Source organism: Nocardioides sp. (assembly GCF_036374615.1).
Classification (GTDB): domain Bacteria; phylum Actinomycetota; class Actinomycetes; order Propionibacteriales; family Nocardioidaceae; genus Nocardioides.
The window spans coordinates 1-11517 of record NZ_DASUTK010000203.1 but is presented as its reverse complement, the minus strand read 5'-3'; the positions used below and the strand labels follow the sequence as shown (position 1 = coordinate 11517).

Sequence of the window (11517 nt, the reverse complement as noted above, 5' to 3'; positions counted from 1 at the left end):
CCAGGCCAGCGGGTAGAACGACGCCACGACCCGACGACCGTCGTCGGAGACCGCCCCCGACACCGCACCGCAACCGACCAGGAGGCCGGACACGGCAAGCGCGGCCAGCGTCACCAGCCTCCGGACAAACATGAGAACGATTCTCAACCCACTTGAGAATCATTGTCAATCGGCGCGGCGCGTCCAGGCCGGGCGGTCGCTGCCGAATGATGTCGAGAGGTGGCGATGCGGGTGCGTCTCCGCCCCGGGCCATACTGACCAGGTGCTGGTGGTGAACAGGTTCCGGGTCGCCGCGGAGGAGGCCGACTCCTTCCGTGCGGAGCTCGAGCTGGCCCGGGCCACTCTCGCGGCCCGGCCGGGCCACCTCGAGAGCCGGATCGGGCGCAACATCGACGACCCGACGCTGTGGGTCCTCACCAGCACGTGGGAGAACGTCGGCAGCTACCGGCGCGCGCTCTCGGCGTACGACGTGAAGATGCACGCCGTGCCTGTCCTCTACCGCGCCCTCGACGAGCCGAGCGCGTACGAGTGGGCCGAACCCGGCCAGCCACTGAACGCCGCGGACGTGCGGCGCCGGCTTGGGGAGGGCGACGACGCGGACCGTTCCCACGGGTCGTTAGGCTGACCCCTCCAGACCGACAGCCAGCCGGCCTGTACGTGAAAGTGAGCTGTTCCCTCGTGGCCAAGCCGCCTCCCTCGACCCTCGACCAGGTCGTCTCCCTCTGCAAGCGCCGCGGGTTCGTCTACCCGTGCGGCGAGATCTACGGCGGCACCCGCTCCGCCTGGGACTACGGTCCGCTCGGCGTGGAGCTGAAGGAGAACATCAAGCGCCAGTGGTGGAAGTCGATGGTCACCGCCCGCGAAGACGTCGTCGGCCTCGACTCCAGCGTGATCCTGCCGACCCGGACCTGGGAGGCCAGCGGCCACCTGTCGACGTTCAGCGACCCGCTGACCGAGTGCCAGTCCTGCCACAAGCGCTTCCGCGAGGACCACCTGCAGGAGGAGTACGCCGAGCGGAAGGGCCTCGACGACCCCGACTCGGTCGACATCAACGAGCTGGTCCCGTGCCCCAACTGCGGCACCCGGGGCGCGTGGACACCGCCGCGCGCCTTCAACATGATGCTCAAGACCTACGTCGGCGTCACCGAGGACGAGTCCGGCCTCCGCTACCTGCGGCCCGAGACCGCCCAGGGCATCTTCCTCAACTTCGCCAACGTCGTGACCTCGAGCCGCAAGAAGCCGCCGTTCGGCATCGCCCAGATGGGCAAGTGCTTCCGCAACGAGATCACGCCCGGCAACTTCATCTTCCGCACGCGCGAGTTCGAGCAGATGGAGATGGAGTACTTCGTCAAGCCCGGTGAGGACGAGGAGCTGCACCAGTACTGGATCGACGAGCGGACCCGCTGGTACACCGACCTCGGCATCGACCCCGACAACCTGCGGCACTACGAGCACCCCAAGGACAAGCTCTCCCACTACTCGAAGCGCACCGTCGACATCGAGTTCCGCTTCGGCTTCTCCGGCCGTGACTTCGAAGAGCTAGAGGGCATCGCCAACCGCACCGACTTCGACCTGAGCCAGCACAGTGAGTTCTCCGGCCAGGACCTCTCCTACTACGACCAGGCGGCCGACGAGCGCTACCTGCCGTACGTCATCGAGCCGGCGGCCGGCCTGACCCGCAGCCTGATGGCGTTCCTCATCGACGCCTACACCGAGGACGAGGCGCCCAACACCAAGGGTGGGGTCGACAAGCGCACGGTGCTGCGGCTCGACCCGCGGCTGGCACCGGTGAAGGTGGCGGTGCTGCCGCTCTCGCGCAACGCCGACCTGTCCCCGAAGGCCCGCGACCTCGCCGGCGAGCTGCGCCAGCACTGGAACGTGGAGTTCGACGACTCCGGTGCGATCGGCCGCCGCTACCGGCGCCAGGACGAGATCGGGACGCCGTTCTGTGTGACCGTCGACTTCGAGACGCTCGACGACCTCGCGGTGACGGTTCGCGAGCGCGACACGATGCAGCAGGAGCGGGTGTCGCTGGACTCCGTCACCACCTACTTCGCCCAGCGATTCGTGGGCTGCTGATGGGGTCTCCCATGCACAATGACCGCATGCCCGCGCGCGCTCGCTTCGCCGTCCGGATGGTGGGTCTCACCGCGGCGCTGGCCCTCGTCCTGACTGGGTGTGGCGGGGACGATCCGGAGAACCCCAACGGTGAGGCCGACCCGTCGGCGACATCGTCCGAGGACGAGCCGTACCTGCCCGTCCCGGACGGCGTCGAGCTCACCCCGCAGGGGAGCGAGCTGGAGGTCGGCGACACCGCGACCATCGCCTACGAGCTGTCCCAGGACACGGTGGGCGCGATGGACATCACCGTCACCTCACTCGAGAAGGCGAGCTTCGACCTCTTCGTCGGCTGGGAGCTGACCAAGCAGATCCGCAAGACCGCGCCGTACTTCGTGCGTGCCAAGGTGACGAACGTCGGCGAGACCGACCTCGGCAGCAAGCAGGCACCCCGGCCGGTGCCGTTGTACGCCGTCGACGGCGAGAACCGGCTGATCGAGTCGTCCCTCTTCACGGGGAGCTTCAAGCCGTGCGACGGCGCCACCTTCCCGAAGCGGTTCAAGCCGGGCTCCACCATGAAGGCGTGCATGGTCTACCTCTCCCCGAACAAGGGCGACCTGACCGCCGCCAGCTTCCGGCCGAGCCAGGACTTCGACCCGATCGTGTGGACCGGCGAGCTCGTCCCGGCGAAGGGTACGGAGAAGAAGAAGCGCGACCAGGGTGGGAAGGGCGACGGCTGAGCCGTCTGTGATTGGGTCTCGCGGACCCGGGTCGGAGACAATCGAGGCATGCCCGCCCTGACTCTCGGTTCACTGCGCGTGGAGACGCCGGTCGTCCTCGCGCCGATGGCGGGGATCACCAACGCGGCCTACCGCCGGCTCTGCGCGGAGCAGGGTGCAGGCCTCTACGTCTGCGAGATGATCACCTCCCGCGGCTTGGTGGAGGGCGACGAGACCACGCAGCAGATGCTGGTCTTCGACGACGCTGAGCAGGTCCGGTCCGTTCAGCTCTACGGCACCGACCCCGTCTACGTCGGCAAGGCGGTGGAGATCCTCTGTGCCGAGTACGGCGTGGCTCACGTCGACCTCAACTTCGGCTGCCCGGTTCCCAAGGTGACACGCAAGGGCGGCGGGGGAGCGCTGCCGTGGAAGCGCGGCCTGCTGGGACAGATCCTCGAGCACGCGGTGGCAGCGGCGACGCCGTACGACGTACCGGTGACCATGAAGACCCGCAAGGGGCTCGACGACGACCACGTCACCTATCTCGACGCCGGGCGGATCGCGCAGGAGGCAGGCTGTGCGGCGATCGCGCTGCACGGCCGCACTGTCGCCCAGGCCTACTCCGGCGCCGCGGACTGGGACGCCATCGCCGCGCTGGTGGAGCATGTCGACCTTCCCGTCCTCGGGAACGGCGACATCTGGGAGGCCGCTGATGCCGTGCGGATGGTCGAGCAGACCGGGGCGGCCGGGGTCGTCGTCGGTCGCGGCTGTCTCGGACGGCCCTGGCTCTTCCGTGACCTCGCCGCCGCCTTCGCCGGCCGGGAGGAGCAGGTCCTGCCGACCCTCGGCGAGGTTCAAACCATGATGCGCCGGCACGCCGAGCTCCTGTCGGAGCACATGGGGGAGGAGCGCGGTTGCAAGGAGTTCCGCAAGCACGTCTCGTGGTACCTCAAGGGGTTCCGCGCGGGCGGGCCGCTGCGGCACTCGCTGGCACTCATCGACTCCCTCGCCACGCTGGACACGCTGCTCGCCGAGCTCGATCCGGACGAGCCGTTCCCCACCTCCGAGCTCGGGGCGCCTCGCGGCCGACAGGGCTCACCGCGCCGCAAGGTCGTGCTGCCGGAGGGTTGGTTGGACGACCAGGACGGCACCGACTACCTGCTGCGGGAGGACACCGCTGAGGTCACGGGCGGATAACGGTACGATCACCAAGTGATCACGACGAGGTGACGAGAAACACGCAGCACCTTCCAGCCCACAATTGTGGGGTCGCTAGGTGCTCTGTGGTTCACTCGGGACTTCGCGCCGTCGAGGTCACCAGCCGAACCGGTGCACGATCCCCCGTCAGCAAGAGCAAAGGACCAACGCTGTGGCAGAACATCGCCACAAGCGGGAAACCAATGCCCGCATCTTCCGTGTCCGCATCCCCAAAGCACCCCTCGTAGCAGCCCCGCTCGCCGTTGTCGCGACGCTGTCCACGGTCGGTGCAGGAGTTCTCGCCGCCAGCCCCGAGACCCGGGACCTGCTGGCCGCGAGTAGCAGCACCACCACGACGAGCAGCACCGGCGCACAGTCGTTGGGCAGCGCCGTCGACGTGTCCGAGCGCGCTCCGGTCGTGAGCCGGTCCGGCAGCCGGATCGAGCCCCTCAGTGAGATCGAGAAGATGCTCACCGCCGAGGCGACCGCCAAGGCGATCCGGCGGGCCGACACGAAGCTCTGGACCACCGCCGACCTGAACCTGTGGACCACTCCGCAGGAGGCGACCGCCGAGAACCTCGGTGAGATCGACGCCGGCAAGAAGGTCCTGGTCACCGGCCGTGAGGCCGCCGGCAAGGTCGAGGTCGTGATCGAGGGCGAGGCGCGCTGGGTCACCGCCGGCTACCTCTCGGACGAGAAGCCCGAGGAGGGCCCGCCGGGTCTCGGTGGTTCGTGCACCAACGGCAGCTCGGTCTCCGGCTCGGCCAACATCCTGGCCGTCCACGAGGCCGTGTGCGCGGCGTTCCCCGAGCTCACGTCGTACGGCACCTACCGTGGCGACGGCGAGCACGCCCAGGGCATCGCCATCGACATCATGGTCAGCGGCGACCGCGGCCAGCAGGTCGCCGAGTTCGTCCGCGCCCACTACGCCGAGCTCGGCGTCAGCTACGTGATCTACAGCCAGCAGATCTGGTCGGTCGACCGGGCCGGTGAGGGATGGCGCTACATGTCGGACCGCGGTTCGACCACCGCCAACCACTACGACCACGTGCACGTCACGACGTACTGACGGACCTACTAGCAGGCAGGCGACGCGGCTAGGGTCACCCCTCGTGAGCATCGAGGGGTACGACGACGCCGACCGTGAGCGGTACGTCGTCGAGCCACCCAAGCGGGTGGCGGCACCCGAGCGCACGCCGTTCGAGCGCGACCGCGCCCGGGTCGTCCACGCGGCTGCGTCGCGGCGGCTGGCGGCCAAGACCCAGGTGGTGGGCCCGCAGAGCGACGACTTCGTCCGCAACCGGCTGACCCACAGCCTGGAGGTGGCCCAGGTCGCCCGCGACCTGGCGCGGGCACTGGGCTGCGACCCCGACCTGACCGAGACCGCGGCGCTGGCGCACGACCTGGGCCACCCGCCGTTCGGCCACAACGGCGAGCGGGTGCTGGCCGGACTGGCAGCCGAAAGCGGCGGCTTCGAGGGGAACGCCCAGACGCTGCGGATCCTGACTCGGCTCGAGGCGAAGACGTTCTCGGACGGCGGCGTGTCGGCGGGCCTCAACCTCACCCGCGCCACGCTCGATGCCTGCACCAAGTACCCCTGGCCGCGGTCGGCGGCGACGCCGCCGACCGGCACCCACGCCGACGGCTCGCCGCGGGTGGTCGTGAAGTTCGGCGTGTACGACGACGACCTGCCGGTCTTCGAGTGGGTCCGGCCGGCCGACGCCGGCCGTCGGCAGTGCGTCGAGGCGCAGGTGATGGATCTCGCCGACGACGTCGCCTACTCCGTCCACGACATCGAGGACGGCGTCGTGGCCGGCCGGGTCGACCTCAGTCGGCTCGACCGGGCGGCAGTGTGGGAGACGGTGCGCAGCTGGTACCTGCCTGACCTCACCGACGCGGCCCTCGATTCGGTGCTCGACGACCTGGTCGCCATCGAGGGGTGGCCCACCGCGCCGTACGACCGCAGCCGGCGTTCGACAGCGGCCCTGAAGAACCTCACCAGCGACCTGATCGGCCGGTTCTGCGGCGCCGTGCAGGAGGCCACGTTCGCCAGCGGGCCGGGCCCCTTCGTGCGCTACCGCGCCGACCTCGTCGTACCCGAGGCAACCGCAGTGGAGATCGGGGTGCTCAAGGGCATCGCGGCCCACTACGTGATGCAGGCCGACGACCGGGTCGCCGTCATGGTGCGTCAGCGTGAGCTGCTGGCGGAGCTGGTCACGGCCCTGGCTCACGGCGGCGCCGACCACCTCGAACGGCCGTTCGCCGACGACTGGCGGGCAGCCGAGGACGACGCCGCGCGGATGCGGGTCGTCATCGACCAGGTGGCGTCACTCACCGACGCCAGTGCACTGGCGTGGCACGAGCGGCTGGTCCGTCAGGGCAGGTTGCCCCGCGGGTAGGGGTCCTCCTGGTTCAGGAGACTCTCGTCGGGGAAGGGGTCACCATCGCTCCTGCTGCCCCCCACCTTCGACTTGGCAGCCTCGGTCACCCCGGTGACCTTGTCCTTCACCACGGGCGCTTGCGCCTTGGCGACGTCAGCGGCCTGGTGGGCCTTCTCCTGGACCGTCGGGTTGTCCTTGACCTTCACGGCCAGGCCCTTGATCTGCTCGTAGCGCTCACGGCCGGCTCGGGTGCCCAGGACGTACCCGATCCCGCCGGCGACCAACAGGCTCATCTTCTTCATCATCTGCTCTTCTCCCTCTTCTCGGGTTGTGAATCTTCGGTGGGGCGGTCGGCCTGCTGGCGAACCTCTCGGCCGCGCCGGATGTCCTCGGCCTCCCGCTCCTTCGCCTTCTCGATGTTGCGTGTGTCCTTGGCGGGCAGCTGCAGCTCCGCCTCAGCCGGGATCCCCGCCTGCAATTGCCGGCCTCGTTCCATCTCGGAGTCCAGCTCGGCGCCGAACAGCAGCGCGAGGTTGGTGATCCAGAGGAACAGCAGCCCGACGATGACACCCGCCAGCGAGCCATAAGTCTTGTTGTACGACGCGAAGTTGGCGATGTAGAAGGCGAAGCCGACCGAGGCCAGCAGCCAGCCGACGATGGCGACGACGGCGCCGACGGACAGCCAGCGGAACCTCGGCTGCTGGACGTTGGGGGTCGCGTAGTAGAGGACGGCCACGATGACGACGACGAACAACCCGATCAGCGGCCACTTGACGATGTTCCAGAGCAGCACCACCTCGTCGCCGACGCCGAGCACGCTGCCCACCGACTCGGCCAACGGTCCGGAGACCACCAGCATCAGCAGCACCAGGGCGCACATGACCACGGCGAACAGCGTGATCAGCATCATCACCGGGCGCAGCTTCCAGAACGGTCGGCCCTCGTCGATCTCGTAGACCCGGTTCATGGCCCGCCCGAACGCGCCGACGTAGCCGGAGGCCGTCCACACCGCGCCTGCGAGCCCCAGGACGAGGGCCCAGCCGGCGGCGTCGGACTCGGCGATGTCGGTCAGGGCCGGTTCGACACTGCCCAGCACGTCGGGGGACACGAGCGGACGCAAGACGTCCAGCGCGGTCTGCACGGCCTGCTCGGGGTCGACGGCGACGCCGAGCAATGACACGAGCGCGACGGCTGCCGGGAAGATGGCGAGCACGGCGTAGTAGGTCAGCGCGGCAGCGAGGTCCGGGCACTCGTCGTCGAGGAACTCGCGGACCGTCTTGCGGGCGATGTACCACCACGAACGGCCTGTCAGGTCGGTCGGGCTGTCGGACTTGATCGGGTCGTCCGGCGCAGGGGTCTGCGACTTGTGACGCCCGAGCCCACGCACCGGGTCAGGACCCACGACGGCGTTGCCACCAGACGAGCGCGACGGCCGCGGCCACCAGCGCTCCGGCCGCGGCGAGAACCTCGGGGCGGGGGCGACCGCTCGCGGTGGTCGCCCGGTGCCTCATCTCGTTGACCTTCGCCTGGGCTTGCGACTTGACGTCCAGCTTGGCGGTCAGCTGGTCGACGGTCTCGGCGAGCTGCTCACGCTGCTCGGCGATGTCGGCCTCGATCTGCTCCGGCGTCTTGTCGGTCACAGGTGCTGTCCCTTCACCGTGGCGATGTCTTCCTTGATGCCTTCGACCGCCCGCTCCGGCTTGGCGGGGGTGGCCTCGGCCACCTGGTTCTTCCCGACGAGGGCCAGCAGGCCGGCACCGAGCAGCAGGGCGGCGCCCACGATGAGCGCGGCCAGCCAGGCGTCGAGGACCAGGGCGAGAGCCAGGATCGCGGTGGCGACCAGGGTCGCGAGTCCGAGGAAGGCGAGCACGCCGGCGCCACTGAACATGCCGATGCCGACCCCGGCTCGCTTCCCCTTCTCGGTCATCTCGGCCTGCGCGAGTCGCAGCTCGGAACGGACCAGCTCGGGGATCTGTGTGGACAGGTCGTGGACCAGCGCGCCCAGGGTCGGTTCGGCGCGTGCGTCAGGGTCTGCGTCGACGGTGGGGGGCTGGGACTCTGCCCTGTGTGTAGCCATGTTGTCACCGTTACCCGTTCTCGTCCTGCTCACACCTCCCGAGGGACCGGGGCAAGCCCTGTGGACCCAGGTCGGCAGCCATTCCCCGCTGCGTAGACTCCGAACCGTGGCAGGCCGGATTCGCGACGAGGACATCGCCGAGGTGCGCGAGAAGGCTCGGATCGACGAGGTCGTCTCCTCGTACGTCACGCTCCGGCACGCGGGCGGTGGTTCGCAGAAGGGTCTGTGCCCCTTCCACGACGAGAAGTCGCCGTCGTTCCACGTCACCCCCGCGCGCCAGTTCTGGCACTGTTTCGGGTGCGGCGAGGGCGGCGACGTCTTCACCTTCTTGATGAAGATCGACGGCCTCAGCTTCATCGAGGCGGTCGAGCGGCTCGCGGAGAAGTACGGCGTGCAGCTGCGGCGCGAAGAGGGCGACGGCGCGCGTGAGGACCGCCCACGCGGCCCGCGGCGCAGCCGGCTCATCGACGCCCACCGGATCGCCCAGGAGTTCTACGCCGACCAGCTGCGCGGCGCCGAGGCTCAGGTCGCCCGGCAGTTCCTGACCGAGCGGGGCTTCGACCAGGCGTCGGCGGAGCACTTCGGCAACGGGTACGCCCCGCGCGACGGTGAGTCGCTGCTGACGCTGCTCCGGCAGAAGGGCTTCAGCGACGAGGAGACGGTCGCGGCCGGGCTCGTGGCGATCGGACGCTCGGCGTACGACCGGTTCCGGGGCCGGCTCCTCTGGCCGATCCGCGACGCCTCGGGCGACACGATCGGCTTCGGCGCCCGACGGATCCACGATGACGACCGGATCGAGGCGAAGTACCTCAACACTCCGGAGACCGCGATCTACAAGAAGTCCCAGGTGCTCTACGGCATCGACCTCGCGCGACGAGAGATGGCCCGGTCCTCGCAGGCGGTGGTGGTCGAGGGGTACACCGACGTGATGGCGTGCCACCTGGCCGGGGTCGGTACGGCGGTCGCCACGTGCGGCACCGCGTTCGGGGACGACCACGCGCGCGTGCTGCGCCGCTTCCTGCACGACCACGAGGAGTTCCGCGGTGAGGTGATCTTCACCTTCGACGGCGACGCCGCCGGGCAGAAGGCCGCGTTGAAGGCGTTCGGTGGCGACCAGAACTTCGTGTCGCAGACCTACGTCGCCGTCGAGCCGACCGGGCTGGACCCCTGTGACCTGCGGATCAAGGAGGGGGACGCCGCCGTGCGCGAGCTGGTCGCCCGTCGGGTGCCGCTGTACCGGTTCGTGCTCAGCAACATCGTTGCCAAGTACGACCTTGACCGGGCCGACGGCCGGGTCGACGCGGTCCGCGAGGGTGCCCGCCTGGTGTCGAGCATCCGCGACCGATCCAAGGTCGACGCGTTCTCCCGCGAGCTGGCCGGGATGGTGGGCGTCGACATCGAGCAGGCGCGTGAGGAGGTACGTCGCGCCGCGAACCGGTCCTCCCGACCGGCCTCGCCGGCCAGCCCGTCGACCACGGCCGAACCCCCGACGAGGCAGCAGCTGCCCGACCTGCGCGAGCCTCGGTTCTCGCTCGAGCGCGAGACGTTGAAGCTCGTGATCCAGCATCCCGCGGTCATCGGCAACGCTTCCCGGGACGTCGGCGGGAACGACTTCACCCACCCGACGTACCGCGGCGTGTGGGAGCTCATCACGGCGTCCGGCGGACCGGCTGCGGGTGCCCGGGACGCGGGCTGGGCGAGCCGGCTGCGCGAGGTCGCCACGGATCCGGCGGTGTCGTCGGCGATCAGCGCGCTCGGCGTCGAGCCGCTGCTCACGGCCAAGGAGCCCGATGCGGCGTACGTCGCTGCCCACGTCTACCGGCTCCAGGAGCTCACGGCGATGCGCCGGATCGCCGACCTCAAGTCAAAGCTGCAACGGACCAACCCGGTCGACCACGCGGTCGAGTACAACCGGATGTTCGGGGAGCTGGTCGCGCTCGAGCAGCACCGGCGCACGCTCCACGAGCGCGCTGTCGGAGCCGACGGGTGAGGTTGCGACGTCGGTCGCGGCCCGAGGTGGCCGTCGGCCCGGGTGAGTCCGTGCTCGCCTGGGCGGAGTCCGACGACGGCCGGGTGATCGCCGGCAGCCGCGACGCGGTCTATCTCGACGGCGTGCGGCTGCCGTGGGAGGACGTGGAAGCCGCCGACTGGGACCGCGACACCGACCGTTTCCGGCTGAGCGAGGTGGGCTCCTGGGGCGAGCCGCGCGTGGAGCATGTCTTCACCATCGCCGAGCCGGGTCGGCTCCTCGAGCTGGTGCGGGAGCGGGTGACGGCCAGCGTCGTGCTGCAGTGGCACGTGGCGGTGACCGGTCGCCGCGGGCTCCGCGTCATCGCCCGCCGTGCGCCCCGGGGCGACCGACCGGTGCGCTGGCTCTACGAGTACGACGAGGGCATCGATCCCGACGACCCTGCCGTCCGTGAGGTCGCCGAGGCCGCGCTCCGGGATGCGCAGGCAGAGATGGGGCCGGACTGACCGGGGCGGTCGGGTGCCCACCAAGAAAACCAGTACGACTCGCTGCTGATGCGGTGCGATGCTGGACGGTGACCTGCTGGTGTAGCTGACCGCACTACGACGAACGGAGCTCGGACCGGATGACTGCTCAGCTGTTCGCACTCACCTTCGACTCACAGGACCCCGCCGGGCAGGGGCGGTTCTGGGGGACACTGCTCGGCCGGGACGTGGTCGACGACCCGCGTGACGGCGTCGTCGTCATGCCGAGCGACGACGTCCAGTTCCGGCTCCGGTTCGTCCCCAGCGAGGAGCAGAAGACGTTCCCGAACAAGATCCACTTCGACATGACGAGCACCTCCGCCGAGGACCAGCAACGCACGGTGGCGAGGGCGCTCGAGCTCGGCGCCCGCCACATCGACGTCGGCCAGCTGCCCGAGGAGGAGCACGTGGTGCTCGCTGACCCGGAGGGCAACGAGTTCTGCGTGATCGAGGCCGACAACAACTTCACGGCCGGCTGTGGCTTCATCGGAGCGCTGTCGTGCGACGGCTCACAAGCTGTGGGGTACTTCTGGAGCGAGGCTCTCGGCTGGCCGCTGGTCTGGGACCAGGACGAGGAGACGGCGATCCAGTC

13 protein-coding genes are annotated in these 11517 nt (G+C 69.7%); 9 read left to right on the top strand and 4 right to left on the bottom strand.

The features are described 5' to 3' along the window. Nucleotides 1-262: 262 nt before the first annotated feature. The 6 genes from VFZ39_RS15980 to VFZ39_RS15955 all read left to right on the top strand — a co-directional run bounded on the left by VFZ39_RS15980 (nt 263) and on the right by VFZ39_RS15955 (nt 6373). The gene (locus VFZ39_RS15980) at nt 263-625 is read left to right on the top strand and encodes an antibiotic biosynthesis monooxygenase family protein (protein ID WP_330866778.1); all 363 of its coding nucleotides are present in this window, start codon (nt 263-265) and stop codon (nt 623-625) included. Between the two features lie 53 nt (nt 626-678). Further along, entirely contained in the window at nt 679-2079 is a 1401-nt protein-coding gene (locus tag VFZ39_RS15975; protein WP_330866777.1) for a glycine--tRNA ligase, read from the top strand. A gap of 26 nt (nt 2080-2105) precedes the next feature. Continuing rightward, the gene (locus tag VFZ39_RS15970; protein ID WP_330866776.1) at nt 2106-2798 is read left to right on the top strand and encodes a hypothetical protein; all 693 of its coding nucleotides are present in this window, start codon (nt 2106-2108) and stop codon (nt 2796-2798) included. 48 nt (nt 2799-2846) lie between these two features. Continuing rightward, on the top strand, nt 2847-3974 hold the full coding sequence (gene dusB, locus VFZ39_RS15965) for a tRNA dihydrouridine synthase DusB (RefSeq protein ID WP_330866775.1): 1128 nt from the start codon (nt 2847-2849) through the stop codon (nt 3972-3974). Nucleotides 3975-4146: 172 nt separating this feature from the next. Next, complete coding sequence (locus tag VFZ39_RS15960; protein ID WP_330866774.1) at nt 4147-5043, top strand: mucin-2 protein; 897 nt, start codon at nt 4147-4149, stop codon at nt 5041-5043. Nucleotides 5044-5092: 49 nt separating this feature from the next. Then, on the top strand, nt 5093-6373 hold the full coding sequence (locus tag VFZ39_RS15955) for a deoxyguanosinetriphosphate triphosphohydrolase (protein WP_330866779.1): 1281 nt from the start codon (nt 5093-5095) through the stop codon (nt 6371-6373). Here VFZ39_RS15955 and VFZ39_RS15950 read toward each other — a convergent pair. Genes VFZ39_RS15950 through VFZ39_RS15935 form a run of 4 tightly spaced genes read right to left on the bottom strand, consistent with a single transcriptional unit; the run spans nt 6349 to nt 8432 of the window. After that, a complete protein-coding gene (locus VFZ39_RS15950; protein WP_330866773.1) occupies nt 6349-6660 on the bottom strand; it encodes a hypothetical protein in 312 nt (103 codons plus the stop codon). The two genes, VFZ39_RS15955 and VFZ39_RS15950, sit on opposite strands and share 25 nt — an antisense overlap. Continuing rightward, a complete protein-coding gene (locus tag VFZ39_RS15945; protein ID WP_330866772.1) occupies nt 6657-7757 on the bottom strand; it encodes a YihY/virulence factor BrkB family protein in 1101 nt (366 codons plus the stop codon). Before VFZ39_RS15945 ends, VFZ39_RS15950 begins: the two co-directional genes overlap by 4 nt. Next, complete coding sequence (locus VFZ39_RS15940; RefSeq protein ID WP_330866771.1) at nt 7747-7995, bottom strand: DUF3618 domain-containing protein; 249 nt, start codon at nt 7993-7995, stop codon at nt 7747-7749. Before VFZ39_RS15940 ends, VFZ39_RS15945 begins: the two co-directional genes overlap by 11 nt. Beyond that, complete coding sequence (locus tag VFZ39_RS15935; RefSeq protein ID WP_330866770.1) at nt 7992-8432, bottom strand: phage holin family protein; 441 nt, start codon at nt 8430-8432, stop codon at nt 7992-7994. The genes VFZ39_RS15940 and VFZ39_RS15935 overlap by 4 nt, the downstream gene beginning before the upstream one ends. A gap of 106 nt (nt 8433-8538) precedes the next feature. Here VFZ39_RS15935 and dnaG point away from each other — a divergent pair, with 106 nt between their 5' ends. From dnaG to VFZ39_RS15920, 3 genes are all read left to right on the top strand, one after another. Next, nucleotides 8539-10422 (top strand): DNA primase, encoded by a 1884-nt coding sequence (gene dnaG, locus VFZ39_RS15930; RefSeq protein WP_330866769.1) that lies wholly within the window; start codon nt 8539-8541, stop codon nt 10420-10422. Further along, nucleotides 10419-10907, top strand: a complete 489-nt coding sequence (locus tag VFZ39_RS15925) for a hypothetical protein (RefSeq protein ID WP_330866768.1) — start codon at nt 10419-10421, stop codon at nt 10905-10907. The genes dnaG and VFZ39_RS15925 overlap by 4 nt, the downstream gene beginning before the upstream one ends. Before the next feature lie 119 nt (nt 10908-11026). Then, a partial coding sequence (locus VFZ39_RS15920) for a VOC family protein (protein ID WP_330866767.1) occupies nt 11027-11517 on the top strand: 491 nt, incomplete at its 3' end.

What these genes read in the sequence shown, in the direction of transcription:
- VFZ39_RS15970 (WP_330866776.1), top strand. Translation starts at nt 2,106, where the DNA reads ATGCCCGCGCGCGCTCGCTTCGCCGTCCGGATGGTGGGTCTCACCGCG.
- dusB (WP_330866775.1), top strand. Translation starts at nt 2,847, where the DNA reads ATGCCCGCCCTGACTCTCGGTTCACTGCGCGTGGAGACGCCGGTCGTC.
- VFZ39_RS15950 (WP_330866773.1), bottom strand. Translation starts at nt 6,660, where the DNA reads ATGATGAAGAAGATGAGCCTGTTGGTCGCCGGCGGGATCGGGTACGTC.
- VFZ39_RS15935 (WP_330866770.1), bottom strand. Translation starts at nt 8,432, where the DNA reads ATGGCTACACACAGGGCAGAGTCCCAGCCCCCCACCGTCGACGCAGAC.